Source organism: Streptomyces sp. NPDC059499 (assembly GCF_042749285.1).
Taxonomy (GTDB): Bacteria; Actinomycetota; Actinomycetes; order Streptomycetales; family Streptomycetaceae; genus Streptomyces.
The window spans coordinates 766132-784973 of the sequence record NZ_JBHYTT010000001.1 but is presented as its reverse complement, the minus strand read 5'-3'; the positions used below and the strand labels follow the sequence as shown (position 1 = coordinate 784973).

20 protein-coding genes are annotated in these 18842 nt (G+C 70.0%); 15 read left to right on the top strand and 5 right to left on the bottom strand.

Going from position 1 to position 18842, the window contains the following annotated elements; all coding sequences use genetic code 11:
• Nucleotides 1–16: 16 nt before the first annotated feature.
• From infA to truA, 7 genes are all read left to right on the top strand, one after another.
• Nucleotides 17–238 (top strand): translation initiation factor IF-1, encoded by a 222-nt coding sequence (gene infA / locus ACFW9O_RS03640; RefSeq protein WP_014047798.1) that lies wholly within the window; start codon nucleotides 17–19, stop codon nucleotides 236–238.
• Between the two features lie 61 nt (nucleotides 239–299).
• On the top strand, nucleotides 300–413 hold the full coding sequence (rpmJ, locus tag ACFW9O_RS03635) for a 50S ribosomal protein L36 (RefSeq protein WP_003956441.1): 114 nt from the start codon (nucleotides 300–302) through the stop codon (nucleotides 411–413).
• Between the two features lie 197 nt (nucleotides 414–610).
• Nucleotides 611–991 (top strand): 30S ribosomal protein S13, encoded by a 381-nt coding sequence (gene rpsM / locus ACFW9O_RS03630; RefSeq protein WP_307125430.1) that lies wholly within the window; start codon nucleotides 611–613, stop codon nucleotides 989–991.
• Nucleotides 992–1096: 105 nt separating this feature from the next.
• Nucleotides 1097–1501 (top strand): 30S ribosomal protein S11, encoded by a 405-nt coding sequence (rpsK, locus tag ACFW9O_RS03625; RefSeq protein ID WP_003956432.1) that lies wholly within the window; start codon nucleotides 1097–1099, stop codon nucleotides 1499–1501.
• A 136-nt stretch (nucleotides 1502–1637) separates the two neighbouring features.
• Nucleotides 1638–2660, top strand: coding sequence for a DNA-directed RNA polymerase subunit alpha (locus ACFW9O_RS03620; RefSeq protein ID WP_003966937.1), 1023 nt, complete (start codon nucleotides 1638–1640; stop codon nucleotides 2658–2660).
• 187 nt (nucleotides 2661–2847) lie between these two features.
• On the top strand, nucleotides 2848–3354 hold the full coding sequence (gene rplQ, locus ACFW9O_RS03615; RefSeq protein WP_056796563.1) for a 50S ribosomal protein L17: 507 nt from the start codon (nucleotides 2848–2850) through the stop codon (nucleotides 3352–3354).
• Between the two features lie 78 nt (nucleotides 3355–3432).
• Entirely contained in the window at nucleotides 3433–4287 is an 855-nt protein-coding gene (gene truA / locus ACFW9O_RS03610; RefSeq protein WP_351170193.1) for a tRNA pseudouridine(38-40) synthase TruA, read from the top strand.
• Here truA and ACFW9O_RS03605 read toward each other — a convergent pair.
• Together ACFW9O_RS03605 and ACFW9O_RS03600 are read right to left on the bottom strand one after the other, a co-directional pair.
• The gene (locus ACFW9O_RS03605) at nucleotides 4256–6145 is read right to left on the bottom strand and encodes a hypothetical protein (protein ID WP_384604573.1); all 1890 of its coding nucleotides are present in this window, start codon (nucleotides 6143–6145) and stop codon (nucleotides 4256–4258) included. The genes truA and ACFW9O_RS03605 overlap by 32 nt on opposite strands.
• Before the next feature lie 67 nt (nucleotides 6146–6212).
• Nucleotides 6213–7064, bottom strand: coding sequence for a hypothetical protein (locus ACFW9O_RS03600; protein WP_384604570.1), 852 nt, complete (start codon nucleotides 7062–7064; stop codon nucleotides 6213–6215).
• Between the two features lie 67 nt (nucleotides 7065–7131).
• Here ACFW9O_RS03600 and ACFW9O_RS03595 point away from each other — a divergent pair, with 67 nt between their 5' ends.
• The 4 genes from ACFW9O_RS03595 (at nucleotide 7132) to glmM (ending at nucleotide 11577) form a co-directional block, all read left to right on the top strand.
• On the top strand, nucleotides 7132–8751 hold the full coding sequence (locus ACFW9O_RS03595; RefSeq protein ID WP_384604567.1) for an ABC-F family ATP-binding cassette domain-containing protein: 1620 nt from the start codon (nucleotides 7132–7134) through the stop codon (nucleotides 8749–8751).
• Nucleotides 8752–8988: 237 nt separating this feature from the next.
• Entirely contained in the window at nucleotides 8989–9432 is a 444-nt protein-coding gene (rplM, locus tag ACFW9O_RS03590) for a 50S ribosomal protein L13 (protein ID WP_031096418.1), read from the top strand.
• A 45-nt stretch (nucleotides 9433–9477) separates the two neighbouring features.
• A complete protein-coding gene (gene rpsI, locus ACFW9O_RS03585) occupies nucleotides 9478–10005 on the top strand; it encodes a 30S ribosomal protein S9 (protein WP_329208277.1) in 528 nt (175 codons plus the stop codon).
• A 213-nt stretch (nucleotides 10006–10218) separates the two neighbouring features.
• The gene (glmM, locus tag ACFW9O_RS03580) at nucleotides 10219–11577 is read left to right on the top strand and encodes a phosphoglucosamine mutase (RefSeq protein ID WP_384604563.1); all 1359 of its coding nucleotides are present in this window, start codon (nucleotides 10219–10221) and stop codon (nucleotides 11575–11577) included.
• 4 nt (nucleotides 11578–11581) lie between these two features.
• On the opposite strand, the gene ACFW9O_RS03575 is transcribed toward glmM, so the two are convergent.
• From ACFW9O_RS03575 to ACFW9O_RS03565, 3 genes are all read right to left on the bottom strand, one after another.
• Nucleotides 11582–12544 (bottom strand): DUF389 domain-containing protein, encoded by a 963-nt coding sequence (locus tag ACFW9O_RS03575; RefSeq protein ID WP_384604560.1) that lies wholly within the window; start codon nucleotides 12542–12544, stop codon nucleotides 11582–11584.
• Nucleotides 12545–12561: 17 nt separating this feature from the next.
• Nucleotides 12562–13554, bottom strand: a complete 993-nt coding sequence (coaA, locus tag ACFW9O_RS03570) for a type I pantothenate kinase (protein WP_351170173.1) — start codon at nucleotides 13552–13554, stop codon at nucleotides 12562–12564.
• Between the two features lie 72 nt (nucleotides 13555–13626).
• Nucleotides 13627–14376, bottom strand: coding sequence for a vWA domain-containing protein (locus ACFW9O_RS03565; RefSeq protein ID WP_384604557.1), 750 nt, complete (start codon nucleotides 14374–14376; stop codon nucleotides 13627–13629).
• Between the two features lie 336 nt (nucleotides 14377–14712).
• Between ACFW9O_RS03565 and glmS the strand changes: the two genes are divergently transcribed.
• The 4 genes from glmS to ACFW9O_RS03545 are packed head-to-tail and all read left to right on the top strand — an operon-like array spanning nucleotide 14713 to nucleotide 18835.
• Nucleotides 14713–16560, top strand: coding sequence for a glutamine--fructose-6-phosphate transaminase (isomerizing) (gene glmS, locus ACFW9O_RS03560; protein ID WP_384604554.1), 1848 nt, complete (start codon nucleotides 14713–14715; stop codon nucleotides 16558–16560).
• A 12-nt stretch (nucleotides 16561–16572) separates the two neighbouring features.
• Complete coding sequence (locus tag ACFW9O_RS03555) at nucleotides 16573–16941, top strand: holo-ACP synthase (RefSeq protein WP_384605255.1); 369 nt, start codon at nucleotides 16573–16575, stop codon at nucleotides 16939–16941.
• A gap of 4 nt (nucleotides 16942–16945) precedes the next feature.
• Complete coding sequence (locus tag ACFW9O_RS03550) at nucleotides 16946–18403, top strand: NAD(P)H-hydrate dehydratase (protein WP_384604552.1); 1458 nt, start codon at nucleotides 16946–16948, stop codon at nucleotides 18401–18403.
• Between the two features lie 45 nt (nucleotides 18404–18448).
• Nucleotides 18449–18835 carry a DUF488 family protein gene (locus tag ACFW9O_RS03545; RefSeq protein ID WP_351170158.1) on the top strand — a complete coding sequence of 129 codons (387 nt, stop codon included), beginning with the start codon at nucleotides 18449–18451 and terminating at the stop codon, nucleotides 18833–18835.
• Nucleotides 18836–18842 lie beyond the last annotated feature (7 nt).

The following is an 18842-nucleotide window of genomic DNA, read 5'->3' as shown; positions in this document are numbered from 1 at the left end:
ATTCGAAAGGCGAAGCGTGGCCAAGAAGCAAGGTGCCATCGAAATTGAGGGCACCGTGATCGAGTCCCTCCCGAACGCTATGTTCAGGGTGGAGCTCCAGAACGGTCACAAAGTCCTCGCGCACATCAGCGGCAAGATGCGGATGCACTACATCCGTATCCTCCCGGATGACCGGGTCGTTGTGGAGCTGTCTCCGTACGACCTGACGCGTGGCCGGATCGTCTACCGGTACAAGTAGATCTTGCCACCACCGCTGCTACGGCGCGGTGAGGGCACTGACCCGGAGAACCTGACATCCCATGAAGGTCAAGCCGAGCGTCAAGAAGATCTGCGACAAGTGCAAGGTGATCCGCCGTCACGGTCGGGTCATGGTCATCTGCGACAACCTGCGCCACAAGCAGCGCCAGGGCTGACGCACGACCACTTGCATCTCGCAGCTCTTCGCGCGACGCACGTAAACGTACATACGCAGTGCCCGTCCAAGCTTCGGCTGACGACACCTCCGGCGGGGGCCGGGGACTCGGGCGTACCACCTCTAGCAGTACGGATGAGGTCGGCGTTCGGGAGTGGTACTGCGGAAGACCCCCGAAATAACAACTGGAGCCATTGAATGGCACGCGTTTCAGGTGTTGACATCCCGCGCGAAAAGCGCGTGGAGGTTGCCCTCACCTACGTCTTCGGTATCGGGCGCACCCGGTCCAAGGAGATCCTCGCCACCACCGGCGTGAACCCCAACGCCCGCGTTCGTGACCTGGCCGAAGAGGACCTGGTCAAGATCCGCGAGTACGTGGACGCCAACCTCCGCACCGAGGGTGACCTTCGCCGCGAGATCCAGGGCGACATCCGCCGCAAGATCGAGATCGGCTGCTACCAGGGCATCCGTCACCGTCGTGGTCTGCCGGTCCACGGCCAGCGCACCAGCACGAACGCGCGTACCCGCAAGGGCCCGCGTCGCGCAATCGCCGGTAAGAAGAAGCCGGGCAAGAAGTAGTCCTCAGCGGACGCACTGCGGGTGTCCGGACCACCGGACGTTCGCAGCTACCAGCGGTCTTCGCTGTAGGACCGATCACCTCCCCTCTCCATCTGGAGTAAAGACATGCCCCCCAAGGGTCGTCAGGGCGCAGCCAAGAAGGTGCGTCGCAAGGAAAAGAAGAACGTCGCTCATGGGCACGCCCACATCAAGAGCACGTTCAACAACACCATCGTCTCGATCACGGACCCCTCGGGCAACGTGATCTCCTGGGCCTCCGCCGGCCACGTCGGCTTCAAGGGCTCGCGCAAGTCCACCCCCTTCGCCGCGCAGATGGCCGCCGAGTCGGCCGCCCGCCGCGCGCAGGAGCACGGCATGCGCAAGGTTGACGTCTTCGTGAAGGGTCCGGGCTCCGGCCGCGAGACCGCGATCCGTTCCCTGCAGGCCACGGGCCTCGAGGTCGGTTCGATCCAGGACGTCACCCCGACGCCGCACAACGGCTGCCGTCCGCCGAAGCGTCGTCGCGTCTGATGTTCGACGGCCGGTGACGGCCGTCGGTCAGTAGTGCGGGTCCGGGCGGTATGCCTCTTCGGGGGTGTGCCGCCCGTACCCTTGTTACATCTGTCGGGCATCAAATAGTGGGTGCCCACGACTGAAGGATTCCTTCATGCTTATCGCTCAGCGTCCGTCGCTGACCGAAGAGGTCGTCGACGAGTTCCGCTCCCGGTTCGTGATCGAGCCGCTGGAGCCGGGCTTCGGTTACACCCTCGGCAACTCCCTGCGTCGTACCCTCCTCTCCTCGATCCCCGGTGCCGCTGTCACCAGCATCCGGATCGACGGTGTCCTGCACGAGTTCACCACCGTGCCGGGCGTCAAGGAGGACGTGACCGACCTCATCCTCAACATCAAGCAGCTGGTCGTCTCATCGGAGCACGACGAGCCGGTCGTGATGTACCTGCGCAAGCAGGGTCCCGGCCTGGTCACCGCTGCTGACATCGCCCCGCCGGCCGGTGTCGAGGTCCACAACCCGGATCTCGTCCTGGCCACGCTGAACGGCAAGGGCAAGCTGGAGATGGAGCTGACCGTCGAGCGCGGTCGCGGCTACGTCTCCGCCGTCCAGAACAAGCAGGTGGGCCAGGAGATCGGCCGGATTCCGGTCGACTCCATCTACTCGCCGGTGCTCAAGGTCACGTACAAGGTCGAGGCGACCCGTGTCGAGCAGCGCACCGACTTCGACAAGCTGATCGTCGACGTCGAGACCAAGCAGGCCATGCGTCCCCGTGACGCCATGGCGTCGGCCGGTAAGACCCTGGTCGAGCTGTTCGGTCTGGCGCGCGAGCTCAACATCGACGCCGAGGGCATCGACATGGGCCCGTCCCCGACGGACGCCGCGCTCGCCGCCGATCTGGCGCTGCCGATCGAGGAGCTCGAGCTCACGGTCCGTTCGTACAACTGCCTCAAGCGCGAGGGCATCCACTCCGTGGGCGAGCTCGTGGCCCGCTCCGAGGCCGACCTGCTCGACATCCGCAACTTCGGTGCGAAGTCGATCGACGAGGTCAAGGCGAAGCTGGCCGGCATGGGCCTGGCGCTCAAGGACAGCCCGCCCGGATTCGACCCGACGGCCGCCGCCGACGCCTTCGGCGCCGACGACGACGCGGACGCCGGTTTCGTGGAGACCGAGCAGTACTGATCCGCCTCCGGCGGGGGCGCCCGGTTCTGAGGGTGCCCCGCGCCGGGGTTGAGGCTTCGTCCTCACACGCCGGACGGGCTTGAACGAGACCCGCTCGGCTTGAACCAGAACTTCCGCGGGGCAGCCGCCTCGCGGGAACTGACACCGGTACCTGATACGGCCGGTGCAGCACACAAGGAGAAAAACCATGCCTCAGCCCGCCAAGGGTGCCCGTCTGGGCGGCAGCGCTGCGCACGAGAAGCTTCTTCTCATCAACCTCGCGAAGTCGCTGTTCGAGCACGGCCGCATCACCACGACCGAGGCCAAGGCCCGCCGCCTGCGTCCGGTCGCCGAGCGTTTCATCACCAAGGCGAAGAAGGGCGACATCCACAACCGTCGCCTGGTGCTGCAGTCGATCACGGACAAGGGCATCGTGCACACGCTCTTCACCGAGATCGCCCCGCGGTACGAGAACCGCCCCGGTGGTTACACCCGCATCACCAAGATCGGCAACCGTCGTGGCGACAACGCCCCGATGGCTGTCATCGAGCTCGTCGAGGCCCTGACCGTGGCGCAGGCCGCCACCGGTGAGGCCGAGGCTGCGACGAAGCGTGCGGTCAAGGAAGACGCCCTCAAGAAGGACGAGGCTCCGGCCGAGACCGTCGAGGACGCCAAGCCGGCCGACGCCGCTGCTGAGGAGTCCAAGGACGCCTGAGCGTCCTGAGACCCCGGGACGGGTCCGCATCACCCTTCGGGGCGGTGCGGGCCCGTTCTGTTTTGAGAGGATGCGCTGGTGAGTGATGAGGCAGAGCCCGGATTCGTACGGGTACGGCTGGACCTTTCGTACGACGGCAAGGACTTTTCCGGTTGGGCGAAGCAGACCAGCAGGCGCACGGTGCAGGGCGAGATCGAGGACGCGCTGCGGACCGTGACACGGTCCTCGGTGACGTACGACCTGACCGTCGCCGGGCGCACCGACGCGGGGGTGCACGCGCGCGGCCAGGTGGCGCACGTGGATCTGCCGGCCGAGGTGTGGGCCGAGCACGAGGAGAAGCTGCTGCGGCGGATGGCCGGGCGGCTGCCGCTGGACGTCCGGATCTGGCGGGCGGCCGAGGCGCCCGCCGGGTTCAACGCGCGCTTCTCCGCGCTGTGGCGGCGCTACGTCTACCGGGTCGCGGACCGGCCGGGCGGGGTGGACCCGCTGACTCGGGGTCATGTGCTGTGGCACGACCGGCCGTTGGACGTCGACGCGATGAACGAGGCGGCCGCCCTGATGGTCGGTGAGCACGACTTCGCGGCGTACTGCAAGAAGCGCGAGGGCGCCACGACCATCCGGACGCTGCAGAAGCTGTCCTGGGTGCGGGACGCGGAGTCCGGGGTCCTCGGCGCGACGGTGCAGGCCGACGCCTTCTGCCACAACATGGTGCGGGCCCTGATCGGCGCGGCACTGTTCGTGGGGGACGGGCGCCGTCCGGCCGCGTGGCCGGCGGAGGTGCTGGCGGCGAAGGTGCGCGATCCCGCGGTGCACGTGGTGCGGCCGCACGGGCTGACGCTGGAGGAAGTGGCCTATCCCGCCGACGCGTTGCTGGCGGCCAGGGCCGAAGAGGCCCGGAACGTCAGGACGTTGCCGGGGGCGGGCTGCTGCTGATCCGGCGGCGGCGCAGGGCCCGTACCAGCTTGGCCGCGAAGTACACGGCGACGAAGCTGGACATGGTGGAGCGGAACCAGCCGATGTCGGGGGTCCACCAGGCGTAGACCGCCGCCGCGGTGAACAGCAGCAGGCCCAGGACGCGCAGGACCCACCAGAGGGGCGGGTGGGGCTCGGCCGGGGCCGGGGTCTCGGGGTGGACGCCGTCCTTCGTGGACATCGTGTCCCGCATGCCCGCGAGGAAGCCGCGCCGGGCAAGGACGCGGGCACCCGGGAGGGCGGCGAGTATCTCCTGCTCGCCGCCGTAGCCCGCGGGCAGGGGCGGGAGGCCGAGAGCCGCGACGAGGCCGCTCTGGTGGCGGGCGGGGTCGCCGGTGGCGCGCAGGAGGTGGATCAGCGGGCGGGGGTCGGACAGCCCGTAGACCCGGGCCAGCGCCGTGGCCGTCTCGGTCACCTCGGCGTGGTCGGCGGCCGGGGCCGCCGTCTCCCAGGAGTGGGCAGCCACCTTCTTGCCCCGGTGCAGGAGTGTGAAGCTGCTGCGCTCCGGGGTGCGGTGCAGCACCAGGGCGGGCCAGTCCTCGCCGGTCGTGAAGTTGTCCGCCGCGGAGGTGAGGGGGTCCTCGGGGAGCAGGGCCGCGCGCTTGCCGCGTACGGGGTCCGGGACGATCTCGACGTACGTGTGGCCGCTGCCCGCCGGGGCGGTCCGCAGGCTGTGGCCGCAGATCAGCGCGGCCTGGGCGACCTCGGTGGGCCCGGTGGCGGCGATGGCGAGCGACCGGGGCGCCAGCTCCCTCTCCCAGTCGGGGGTTTCGGAGGCCGGGGGCTTCGGCGGGGAGCGGAAGAAGGGGACCTTCATCGCCAGCTCGACCCGGGTGTCGGAGCGGGCCTCGAGGAACTCGGCACGTGGGTCGCCGAAGTAGGTCCAGGGGTAGGTGGTGGCGTGCACCCCGATGGAGCGGAAGACGGTGAGGGCTTCCTCGAAGCGGTTCATCGACCACAGGATCATGGCCAGGTGGTTGCGGAAGCCGGCCGCTTCCCGGTCCCCGGGGGCGTAGCTGTCCGACAGGGCCTGCGCGCGGGTCACGGCCGCCTCGGCGCGGGGCGTGAACGGGTCGGGCTCGCTCACCTCGTCGTCGGAGATGAGGTACTCCACGACCGCCTGGAGAGGCAGGGCATGGAGCTTGGAGCCGGGCGGTGCCTGCTCCGCCGACCGCTCGGCGAAGTCGAACATCTCCTCGTGCGAGCCGTACCACTTGTCGCAGAGGTACTGGAGCGCCTGTATGTGGCAGCCCTCGTGGTGCGGGTCGCAGTCGGCCGCTTCGGCGAGGTAGGAGTCGAAGACCTCGCGCGGGGCCTGGATGCCGCGGGCCTGGGTGAGGGCGATGCGCCACGGGACGGGGTCGCCGGGATTGAGTTCGGCGGCCTCGGAAATGACCGGGACGGCGTCCCGCAGGACGGCGTGGAACGCCTGGAACTGGTCGTGCTCGATGTGCTTGGCGCGTGCGCCGGTCCGTATCTGCCAGGCCTGGTAGACGTACTGGTCCGCCTTGACCAGTACGGCGTCGGGGTCGTGCGGCGACTCATCGAGCCAGCTGTCCAGCCAGCCGGGGTGGTGCAGCGAGGCCCGTGCCAGCCGGGAGACACAGGCGTCCCTGCGTTCCCACTGGGCGTGCTCGCGCGTGGCGGCGAGCAGTTCGGCGGCCGGCCCGTGGTCACCGGCCGCGGCGGCGGCCAGCGCGTCCCGCAGCGAGGGGTCCGGCGCGTCGAGGACGACAGCCTCGTCCGGCGGCAGGTCGGCGCCTATCGCGTCGCTGTGGCGCAGGACGCGCGGGATGGTGAACAGGGCGGTCAGACGCACGGCGGCGGGTCCTCGGGGGGAGGGGAGGGACGGGACTGGTGTGCGTGGGGGGAGAGGTGGCGCGGTGTCAGGCGGTGGGGAGCCCGGCCGCTGCCGATGCCTGGACCTCACCGCGGTGGCGGATCTGACGGAATGTGAACTCCGTCAGGTCGTCGCCCACCGCGTACACGTCCTTGTCCGCGGTCGTGACGTTCTTGCCGTTGGTGTAGCCGCTGACGGTGAAGTAGGCGTAGCGGCCGTAGGAGTTGGCGGTGCGGCGGCAGACGGCACCGGCGCGGCAGAACGTGGGGACGCCCGCGCCGTTCAGGGACGCGATGCCGCCGGACGCCTGCTGGGCCGCCTTCTTGGCCTCGGCCTCGGTGCCGAACACGGCGAGGCCGACGGTGACCGCGACGCCGCCGCTGCTGTACGTGGCGCGGATGACCTGGTCGCAGCCGTTCGACGTGAGGATCGAGCCGAGAGCGCCCTGGGTGGTCGCGGCGCAGCTGTTCGTACGGTTCGTCGCGCCCTTGGCGTGGACGCGGTCGCCCATGGTGACCTTCTTGCCGGGGAAGAAGGCGTCGACGGTGATCGGCGCCTTGTCCTTCCGGGCGTCGGATATGTAGTCCTTCGGGTCCGGCGGGGGCGGCGGTGCCACCGAGGAGAAGGAGGGCTGCGGCTGCGAGGTGTCCGAGGGCAGGTCGGCGGGAGCCGGCAGGTCGCTCGCGTTCTTGTCCGATCCGGGGCTGCCGGTGTCGTTCGCCGTGACGACGGCCGTGGCCACGATCGCGGCGACTGCGGCGGTCGCCAGTGCGCCGCCCCCGATCAGCAGCCACTTCCTGCGGCGGCTGCGTGCCGCGGACTCATCGGCCAGTGCCGCCCAGTCCGGAGTCCTGCTGTCTCCCGGCCCCCAGGAGGGCCCCCCTTGCCCAAAGCTCATGCCGCGAATCCTAGAGCCTGTGTAATCCGGTTGGGCCAGGGGTTCGCCGCCCGTGACAATGCTGTGCATGGGACATCTTGAAGCGGGCCACCTGGAGTACTACCTACCGGACGGGCGGGTGCTGCTCGGCGATGCCTCGTTCCGGGTGGCCGACGGGGCGGTCGTCGCCCTCGTCGGAGCGAACGGGGCGGGCAAGACGACGCTCCTGAGGCTGCTCGCCGGGGAGATCCAGCCGCACGGCGGCTCGGTGTCGGTGAGCGGCGGACTGGGCGTGATGAGCCAGTTCGTGGGCTCCGTGCGGGACGGGCGGACCGTGCGTGACCTGCTGGTGTCCGTGGCACAGCCGCGCATCAAGGAGGCGGCGAAGGCCGTCGACGTGGCGGAGGAGCGGATCCTCACCGTGGACGACGAGGCCGCGCAGATGGCGTACGCGCAGGCCCTCAGCGACTGGGCCGAGGTCCGCGGATACGAGGCCGAGACCCTCTGGGACATCTGCACGACGGCCGCGCTCGGGATCCCGTACGAGAAGGCGCAGTGGCGCGAGGTGCGCACACTCAGCGGGGGCGAGCAGAAGCGGCTGGTCCTGGAGGCGCTGCTGAGGGGCCCGGACGAGGTGCTGCTCCTGGACGAGCCGGACAACTATCTCGACGTCCCCGGAAAGCGGTGGCTGGAGGAGAAGCTCAAGGAGACCCGCAAGACGGTGCTCTTCGTCTCCCACGACCGGGAGCTGCTGTCACGGGCCGCCGAGAAGATCGTGAGCGTGGAGCCCGGCGCGGCCGGCTCGGACGTCTGGGTGCACGGTGCCGGATTCGCCACGTACCACCAGGCCCGCAAGGAGCGGTTCGCACGCTTCGAGGAGCTCCTGCGGCGCTGGGAGGAGGAGCACGCCCGGCTGAAGGCGCTCGTCCTGCGGATGCGGCAGCAGGCGGCGAACAGTCCCGACATGGCGAACCGCTATCACGCGATGCAGACCCGCTTCAAGAAGTTCGAGGACGCGGGCCCGCCGCCGGAGCCGCCGCGCGAGCAGGACATCAAGATGCGGCTGCGCGGCGGTCGGACCGGGGTGCGGGCGGTGACCTGCAAGAACCTGGAGCTGACCGGTCTGATGAAGCCGTTCGACCTGGAGATCTACTACGGGGAGCGGGTCGCCGTCCTCGGCTCCAACGGGTCGGGGAAGTCGCACTTCCTGCGGCTGCTGGCGGGGGAGCCGGTGGCGCACACCGGGGACTGGAAGCTCGGGGCGCGGGTCATGCCCGGCCACTTCGCCCAGACGCACGCCCATCCCGAGCTGCTGGGCAAGACACTCGTCGAGATCCTGTGGACGGAGCACGCCAAGGACCGGGGCGGAGCCATGTCCGTACTGCGGCGGTACGAGATGGAGCGGCAGGGGGACCAGGCCTTCGAGAGGCTGTCCGGCGGGCAGCAGGCGCGCTTCCAGATCCTGCTGCTGGAGCTGGCCGGCACCACCGCGCTCCTGCTGGACGAGCCGACGGACAACCTGGACCTGGAGTCGGCGGAGGCCCTGCAGGACGGGCTGGAGATGTACGACGGCACCGTGATGGCCGTCACGCACGACCGCTGGTTCGCGAGGTCCTTCGACCGGTACCTGGTCTTCGGCTCGGACGGGGTCGTACGGGAGTCCACGGAGCCGGTCTGGGACGAGCGCAGGGTGGAACGCGCACGCTGAGGGATACCCCGGGCGGGGTCGTTTTGACCCGTCCGGGGCGGTGCGGGTAGTGTCGAGGACTGTTATGCGTATTGGCTTCGTCGTTCTCACGCGAAGGGCCCTTACGTAGGTTCCCTGGAGCAGTTACCAGTGGCTCGCATACGGGCAGCGTCCCCGGCATTGTGAGCCCCAGCTGCATATCGCTTCAGGGGTGCCGTGTGTCTGGACCCCATCCACTGAAGAAGCGAAGGCTACGAAGTGCGTACGTACAGCCCCAAGCCCGGCGATGTCACTCGCCAGTGGCACATCATCGACGCCGAGGACATCGTCCTGGGCCGTCTGGCCACCACGGCTGCGAACCTCCTCCGAGGCAAGCACAAGGCGATCTACGCCCCCCACATGGACATGGGCGACTTCGTCATCATCATCAACGCCGAGAAGGTTCACCTCTCCGGCAACAAGAAGACCCAGAAGATGGCGTACCGCCACTCCGGTTTCCCGGGCGGTCTCCGCTCCGTGCGCTACGACGAGCTGCTCTCCAAGAACCCGGAGAAGGCTGTCGAGAAGGCCATCAAGGGCATGATCCCCAAGAACACCCTGGGTCGTCAGATGATCTCGAAGCTGAAGGTCTACGCGGGTGACCAGCACCCGCACGCTGCGCAGCAGCCGGTCCCGTTCGAGATCACCCAGGTCGCGCAGTAGTTCCGGCCTCCCCCCTAAGACGTAAAGAAAGATCTGAGGAGAATCGTGGCCGAGACCACTGTTGAGACGCCCGTCGAGGGCACCGAGGGCGAAGAGACCTTCGCCGAGGTGACCACCTTCGAGTCGGAGGTCCCCGTCGAGGGTGAGTACACCTCCGAGTCGCTCGCGGGCCGCTTCGGCGACCCGCAGCCCGCCGCCGGCCTTGGCCGTCGCAAGAACGCCATCGCCCGTGTCCGGATCGTTCCGGGTACCGGCAAGTGGAAGATCAACGGTCGCACCCTTGAGGACTACTTCCCCAACAAGGTGCACCAGCAGGAAGTCAACGAGCCCTTCAAGGTGCTCGAGCTCGACGGCCGCTACGACGTCATCGCCCGCATCTCGGGTGGCGGCGTCTCCGGTCAGGCCGGCGCCCTGCGCCTCGGCGTGGCCCGCTCGCTGAACGAGGCGGACGTGGACAACAACCGCGCCACGCTGAAGAAGGCCGGCTTCCTCTGCCGTGACGACCGTGCGGTCGAGCGCAAGAAGGCCGGTCTCAAGAAGGCCCGCAAGGCCCCGCAGTACAGCAAGCGCTAAATCGCCTGCTCGTCTGCTTTACACGTTCGCCCCGGCGGCACACCTCGTGCTGCTGGGGCGTTCGTTTATCGGCGCCCGCGGGCGTATAACGGCTTAAGACGTTTATAGGGCCGGGCGGCCTCGATCGCGCCTCACTTTGCTGCGCATTGCTGTGCTGTGCCCTGTTTTGAGTACTTTGGTTTTGTGGTTTCGGAGCACCTTCGGAGGACACCAGTGGGACGACTCTTCGGCACGGACGGCGTGCGCGGTGTCGCCAATGCGGACCTGACGGCCGAGCTCGCGCTCGGGCTCTCGGTCGCTGCGGCGCACGTACTGGCCGAGGCAGGCACCTTCGAGGGACACCGGCCGACAGCCGTGGTGGGCCGTGACCCCCGCGCCTCCGGAGAGTTCCTGGAGGCCGCCGTCGTGGCGGGCCTGGCCAGCGCGGGCGTGGACGTCCTGAGGGTCGGCGTGCTGCCGACCCCCGCCGTGGCGTATCTCACCGGCGCGCTCGGCGCCGACATCGGCGTGATGCTCTCCGCGAGCCACAACGCCATGCCGGACAACGGCATCAAGTTCTTCGCACGCGGCGGCCACAAGCTGGCCGACGAGCTGGAGGACCGCATCGAGACGGTCTACGAGCAGCACCGCACCGGCGAGCCCTGGGCGCGTCCGACGGGTGCCGGAGTGGGCCGGGTCACCGACTACACCGAGGGCTTCGACCGGTACGTCGCGCACCTCATCGCGGTCCTGCCGAACAGGCTCGACGGGCTGAAGGTCGTCCTGGACGAGGCACACGGCGCCGCCGCCCGCGTCTCGCCCGAGGCCTTCGCCCGCGCAGGGGCCGAGGTCGTCACCATCGGTGCCGAGCCGGACGGCCTGAACATCAACGACGGCTGCGGCTCCACCCACCTGGGTCTGCTGCGCGCCGCTGTCGTCGAGCACGGCGCCGACCTCGGTATCGCGCACGACGGCGACGCCGACCGCTGCCTGGCCGTGGACGCCATGGGCGAGGAGATCGACGGCGACCAGATCCTGGCCGTGCTCGCCCTCGCCATGCGCGAGGCCGGACAGCTGCGCAAGGACACCGTCGTCGGCACGGTCATGTCGAACCTCGGCTTCAAGATGGCGATGGAGCGCGAGGGCATCGAACTCGTCCAGACCGCCGTCGGCGACCGCTACGTCCTGGAGTCGATGAAGGCCGAAGGCTTCGCGCTGGGCGGCGAGCAGTCCGGCCACGTCATCGTCCTGGACCACGCCACGACGGGTGACGGCACGCTGACCGGCCTGATGCTCGCGGCACGGATCGTCGCCACCGGCCGTACGCTCGCGGACCTTGCCGGTGTGATGCAGCGCCTCCCGCAGGTGCTCGTCAACGTGCCGGACGTCGACAAGTCCCGCGTCGACACCTCGCCCGAGCTGGCCGCCGCGGTCGCCGAGGCCGAGCGTGAGCTCGGCGACACAGGGCGTGTACTCCTGCGCAAGTCGGGCACGGAGCCGCTGGTACGGGTCATGGTCGAGGCCGCCGACATCGAGCAGGCGCGCGCCGTGGCCGGGCAGCTGGCCGACGTGGTGAAGTCCGCCCTCGGCTGACGGACTACCCGACTGTGGAAGGGCTCGGCCGCGTGGTCGGGCCCTTCCGGCGTTGGGCGGCCCACAGCGCCTTCTGGAGCAGCAGCGTCAGTGTTCCCGCGACCACGATGCCGCCCAGGTTGGCGAGGAGCTGCGCCGTGGAGCCCCAGGTCTGCTGGAGGTCCTGGTAGCTGAAGGCGACCGCGGCGTTGGCGGCGGCCGGCACGGTGGTCACCGAGATCGCCACGCCGATCAGTGCCCCTGACTTCGCCGAGGTCAGCGAGAGCGTTCCGGCGACGCCCGCCAGGAGCGCCACCACGAACGACATCCAGTCCGGATGCCAGATGAATCCCGTGTTGGGCCGGTCCGCCGTGACCATGCCCTCGTCGAACAGCCCGAAGGCGTCCAGCAGCCAGGCGAACCCGGCCGTCACCACCATCGCCACCGCGAACCCGCCGATCAGTGCCCACAGCGACCGCCCGACCAGCCGCGGCGCGCGCTGCACGAGCGCGGTCGAGATCCCGGCCAGCGGGCCGAACTCCGGGCCCACCGCCATCGCGCCCACGATCAGGATCGCGTTGTCGAGCATCACCCCGCAGGCGGCCAGCATCGTGGCCACGGCGAGGAACGCCACATACGTGACGCTGAACGTGGACTCCTCGTGGGTGACTTCCGTCAGTTCCTCCCACAGCACCGCGTCCGCGCCCTCGCCGGGCGCGTCCTTCTCCGCCTTGTCGGCGTGCGCGGACAGGGTGAGGTCCATGTTCTCGACGGTGATCGAACCGGACTTGTCGATACCGAGTTCCCGCAGTGCGCCGATCAGTTCGTCGCCCGCCTCGCGCGCCACGTCGCACAGGACCACATCGCCCGCCGGGCTGCGTGCCGCGCCGCTGAGCACCGCGAGATGTGCGGTGCCCACCGTGTGCTCCAGCAGCTCCAGCACCTCCTCGGTGCGGTCGGCGGGCACGATGAGGCGCAGATGCAGCACGGCGCACCCTTCCGGAGTCAGAGTTTGCGCAACGACAGACGCTGGACCTTGTGGTCCGGCCCCTTGCGCAGCACCAGAGTGGCACGGCCCCGTGTCGGTGCCACGTTCTCCAGGAGATTGGGCTTGTTGATGGTCCGCCACATGGTGCGCGCGTAGTCCAGTGCCTCCTCCTCGGAGACCTGGGTGTACTTGCGGAAGTACGAGAACGGGTTCTGGAACGCCGTCTCGCGCAGTCGGCGGAAGCGGTGGAGGTACCAGTTCTCGATGTCCTCGGGGCGCGCGTCCACGTACACGCTGAAGTCGAAGTAGTCGGCGAGGCCGACCCGGGTCCTGCCGTCCTTGCCGGGCAGTGCGGGCTGCAGCACGTTCAGCCCTTCGACGATCAGGATGTCGGGACGGCGTACGGTCAGCCGCTCGCCCGGCACGATGTCGTAGATCAGGTGCGAGTAGACGGGCGCCGTCACCTCGTCCTTGCCGGCCTTGATGTCGGCGACGAACCGGGTCAGGGCCCGCCGGTCGTAGGACTCCGGGAACCCCTTGCGCGACATCAGCCCGCGCGCCTCGAGCTCCTTCATCGGCAGGAGGAACCCGTCCGTGGTCACCAGCTCTACCCGGGGATGCTCCGGCCAGCGCGCCAGCAGTGCCTGCAGGATGCGGGCGCTGGTGGACTTGCCGACGGCGACACTGCCCGCGACCCCTATGACGAACGGTGTGCCGCGCTGCTCGCCGTGGCCGTTGCCCGCGTCCCCGAGGAAGGTGTTCAGCGCGCCACGCAGACCGGAGGTGGCCTGGACGTACAGGTTCAGGAGCCGGGAGAGGGGCAGGTAGACGTCCCGCACCTCGTCGAGGTCGATGACATCGCCGAGCCCGCGCAGCTTCTCGACCTCGTCGGCGGAGAGCGGCAGCGGGGTCTTGTCGCGCAGAGCGCTCCACTCCGCCCGGGTCAGGTCGACGTAGGGCGTCGGCGCGTGCTCGGTGCGACGGGAGCTCCGTGCGGGCGAAGTGATCACGTACTCATTGTTGCGGGAGTTTTAACGGAGTGGAGGGTGGGCTCGGTCACGTGGGGGAGCCGGCGGCCCCTGTCAGTTCCTGACTATTCCGGCGTTGCGGGCTGCGGTCAGCCAGTGCGGGAACTCCTGAAGCAGCTGGTCGTACAGGTCCACGTCTCCCATGTCCCTCGGCGACGGCCCGGCGGCGAAGAACCCGGCGTTGTCGATGACGCGCCTGCCCGGCACGGGCAAATCGTCGAGCTTGCGGAGAAAACGGAAGTCGTCGTGGCCGAAACCGATGAACTGCCAGAAGATCGGCAGTCTCGCCGCTGTGCACAGGACGTGTTCGGCCGCGGTCCTGGAGGAGGGGGAGCCGTCGGTCTGGAAGACGACGAGTGCCGGGGCGGTGGCGCCGGACGATTCGTAGTGGTCGATGACGGCCTGCATGGCCACGTGGTAGTTGGTGCGCCCCATGTGCCCCATGGATTCGTGCAGGGGGTTGATGCGGTCCTGGTAGGCGTCGAGGCTGATGTCGGCGGTTCCGTCGATGCCGGTGGAGAAGAAGATGACGGGCACCACGCCGTCGTCGTCGAGGTGGGCGGCCAGGGCGAGGGTCTGTTCGGCGAGGTGCTGAACCGAGCCGTCGCGGTAGTAGGGGCGCATGCTTCCGGAGCGGTCCAGTACGAGATAGACGGCGGCGCGTTCCCCGCTGATCCGGCGTTTCGCCAGCGAGACCGCGGCGGTCTTGTAGAGGCTGACGAGGCCGGGAGCGCTGTCTGTGATCTGCTCCAGTCCGACGGCGGCTGCGGGCGCTTTGGGTTGCTTGCGGTAGTCGATGCTCATGCGGCGTGATTGTTCGCGCGTCCGGCTCGGGGCGCGTGGTTTTCGTCGAAATTGCTCAGCCAATTCTTTGTACGTGCCCCATGCTCACCCGGAGGCGCCGGATGTCCGTAGTCGACGATGACGCGCTGGAGCGCACCATGGCCCTGTCCAGGGCCAGGATCAAGAAGGAGGCCGTGAATCCGGCCCTCCGGTACTACGCGGACCAGCAGGACTGCGCATCTCGGATCATCGCCTTCGGCCGTGGGCGCCGGGACTTTCAGGCCACCGACACGGGGTGTCAGGAGGCGCGGCCCACCGCTACTGTCCTCCGCCACCTCGCGGCCTTATGGTGCCGATATGTGCGGAATCGTGGGTTACGTCGGTGGGCAGTCGGCGCAGGACGTCGTCGTCGCGGGGCTGAAGCGGCTGGAGTACCGGGGGTACGACTCCGCCGGGGTCGCCGTCCTCTCGGACGGTGGTCTGGCCGGGGCGAAGAAGGCCGGGAAGCTCCTCAACCTGGAGAAGGAGCTCAAGGAGAGGCCACTGCCCGCCGGGAACACCGGTATCGGGCACACCCGTTGGGCCACGCACGGCGGGCCGACCGATGTCAACGCCCACCCGCATCTCGACAACGCGGGGCGCGTCGCCGTCGTGCACAACGGGATCATCGAGAACTTCGCCGCCCTGCGCGAGGAACTGACCGGGCGTGGTCACGAGCTGGCCTCCGAGACCGACACCGAGGTCGTCGCCCACCTGCTCGCGGAGGCGTACTCCTCGGCCGGTGAGCTCGCCGAGGCGATGCGCCAGGTCTGCCGGCAGCTGGAGGGCGCGTTCACCCTGGTCGCGGTGCACGCGGACGAACCGGATGTGGTCGTCGGGGCGCGGCGGAACTCGCCCCTGGTGGTCGGGGCGGGGGACGGGGAGATGTTCCTGGCCTCCGATGTGGCCGCCTTCATCGCCCACACCCGGTCCGCGATCGAGCTGGGCCAGGACCAGGTGGTGGAGCTGCGCAGGGACGGGGCGACCGTCACGGGGTTCGACGGCTTCCCCGCCCAGTCGCGTGAGTACCACGTGGACTGGGACGCCTCCGCCGCCGAGAAGGGCGGCTACGCCTCCTTCATGCTCAAGGAGATCGCGGACCAGCCGAAGGCGGTCGCCGACACGCTCCTGGGCCGGATCGACGCCTCGGGTGCGCTGCGCCTCGACGAGGTACGGATCCCGCCGAGCGAGCTCAGGGAGGTCGACAAGGTCTTCATCGTCGCCTGCGGGACCGCGTTCCACGCCGGGATGATCGCCAAGTACGCCATCGAGCACGTCACCCGGCTGCCCTGCGAGACGGAGCTGGCCAGCGAGTTCCGCTACCGCGACCCGATCCTGGACCGGAACACCCTCGTCATCGCGATCTCCCAGTCCGGCGAGACGATGGACACGCTCATGGCTCTGCGGCACGCCCGTGAGCAGGGGGCGAAGGTCCTCGCCATCTGCAACACGAACGGGTCGACGATCCCGAGGGAGTCGGACGCCGTCCTCTACACCCACGCCGGTCCGGAGGTGGCCGTCGCCTCCACCAAGGCGTTCCTGACGCAGCTCGTGGCCTGCTATCTCGTCGCGCTGTACCTCGGCCAGATCCGCGGCACCAAGTGGGGCGACGAGATCCGCACCGTGGTGCGTCAGCTCTCCGGGATCCCCCGGCAGGTGGAGGAGCTCCTCGGGACGATGGAGCCGGTGTGCGCGCTCGCCCGCTCGCTCGCGCACCGCGACACGGTGCTCTTCGTGGGCCGGCACGTCGGCTACCCGGTGGCCCTGGAAGGCGCGTTGAAGCTCAAGGAACTCGCGTACATGCACGCCGAGGGCTTCGCGGCCGGAGAGCTCAAGCACGGGCCGATCGCGCTCATCGACGAGGGGCTGCCCGTCGTCGTCATCGTGCCGTCCCCGCGCGGCCGTTCGGTGCTGCACGACAAGATCGTGTCGAACATCCAGGAGATCAGGGCCCGCGGCGCGCGTACCGTCGTCATCGCCGAGGAGGGCGACGAGGCGGTCGTCCCGTATGCGGACCACCTCATCTGGATCCCCGCTACGCCTACGCTGCTTCAGCCGCTGGTCGCCACCGTGCCGTTGCAGGTCTTCGCCTGCGAGCTGGCGACGGCCCGCGGCAACGAGGTGGACCAGCCGCGCAACCTGGCGAAGTCCGTGACAGTCGAGTGAGTGAGTGAGCGCGTGATCATTGGGGTCGGGATCGATGTGGCGGAGATCGAACGCTTCGGGGCGGCGCTGCAACGCACACCGCAGATGGCGGACCGCCTCTTCCTGGAGAGGGAGTTGCTGCTGCCCAGCGGGGAGCGGAGGGGTATCGCCTCCCTGGCCGCCCGGTTCGCCGCCAAGGAGGCGCTGGCCAAGGCGCTCGGGGCGCCGGGCGGGCTGCTCTGGACGGACGCCGAGGTGTGCGTCGAGGACAGCGGGAAGCCCCGGCTGGAGGTCCGCGGCACGGTCGCGGCCCGCGCCGCCGAGCTGGGCGTGCGCAGCTGGCACGTCTCGCTCAGCCATGACGCGGGGGTGGCGTCGGCCGTGGTGATCGCGGAGGGTTGAGGGCATGCGACAGGCGTACAGCGTCGAGACCGTACGGGCCGCCGAACAGGCGCTGATGGCACGGCTGCCCGAGGGCGCCCTGATGCAGCGCGCCGCCGCGGGTCTGGCGGTGGCCTGCGGCGACCTGCTCCGGCGCAACGGCCGGGTGTACGGGTCACGGGTGCTCCTGCTCGTCGGCAGCGGTGACAACGGCGGCGACGCGCTGTACGCGGGTGCCCGGCTGGCCCGGCGCGGAGCGGGCGTACGGGCCCTGCTGACCGCGCCGGACAAGGCCCACCGGGGCGGTCTCGCCGCGCTGCTCGCGGCGGGCGGTCAGGTCCTGGACTCCCCGGACCGCATCGGCCACGCCTTCGGTCCCGTCGACCTCGTGGTCGACGGCATCACCGGAATCGGGGGCCGCGGAGGTCTGCGCCCCGAGGCGGAGCAACTGGTCCGTGCGGTCACCGGCGGGCGTGCGCCGGTGCTCGCCGTGGATCTGCCGAGCGGGGTCGAGGCGGACACCGGTGAGGTCCTGGGGGCGGCCGTACGGGCGGACGCCACCGTCACCTTCGGTACGTACAAGCCGGGGCTGCTCATCGACCCGGGCGCCGAACGGGCGGGCGCCCTGCGGCTCGTCGACATCGGGCTGGGACCCGAGCTGCCCGGGCGCCCCGACCTGGAGGCGCTGCAGTACGCGGACGTGGCGGCGCTCCTGCCCGTGCCGGGGGCCGAGAGCGACAAGTACCGGCGTGGCGTGGTCGGCGTCGCCGCCGGGTCGGAGCGGTACCCGGGTGCCGCGGTGCTCGCGGTCGCGGGCGCGCTGCGCGGCGGTGCCGGAGCCGTGCGGTACGCCGGTCCCGGCGCGGACGCGGTGATCGCCCGCTTCCCGGAGACCCTGGTGCACCCGTGGCCGCCGTCGAAGTCCGGACGGGTGCAGGCCTGGGTGGTCGGGCCGGGGCTCGGAGACTCCACCGCGGCGTCCGACGCGGTGTCCGACGTACTGGCCACGGACGTTCCGGTGCTGGTCGACGCGGACGGGCTGCGGCTGATGGACGCCCGAGCCGTACGGTCGCGCACCGCCGCCACCGTGCTCACCCCGCACGCCGGGGAGGCCGCCGCGCTCCTCGGAGTCCCGCGCGAGGAGGTCGAGGCGGGACGGCTCGCCGCCGTACGGGAACTGGCCGCGCGCTACGGCGCGACGGTGCTGCTCAAGGGGTCGACGACCCTGGTCGCCGAGGCCGGGGGCGCGCCCGTACGGGTCAACCCGACGGGTACGTCCTGGCTGGCCACGGCGGGCAGCGGCGATGTGCTCTCCGGGCTGACCGGCTCGCTGCTGGCGGCGGGCCTCGCCCCGCGGGACGCCGCGTCGGTGGGCGCCTACCTGCACGGGCTCGCGGCGCGCCGGGTCTCGGACGGGGCGCCGGTCGCCGCGCAGGACGTCGCGGACGCGATCCCGGCGGCCTGGCGGGATGTGCGGGCCTGATCCACCCTGGCAGGAGCGGAACGGGAGCCGGAAGGGTGATCGGACGTGGGCAGCAGCGACACCGTACGGATGCGCAGGGTGTACGACCCGCCGGAGGACGGCGACGGCACCCGCGTCCTCGTCGACCGGCTCTGGCCGCGCGGGGTGTCCAAGGAGCGGGCCGCCGTCGACGTGTGGGCCAAGGACGCGACCCCCTCGAACGAGCTCCGCTCCTGGTACCACGAGGACCGTTCCGGCAGCCGCTACGACGACTTCGTGGACCGCTACCGCACCGAGCTCGGAGACCCGGCCCACACCCGGGCCGTGGACGAGCTGCTCGGCCTGCTGCGCCGGGGCGGCCCGGTCACGCTGCTCACGGCGGTGAAGGACATCCCGGCCAGCCACGTCCCCGTCCTCGCCGAGCACCTGGAACACGCCCTGGAGCACGGCTGACGCCTCA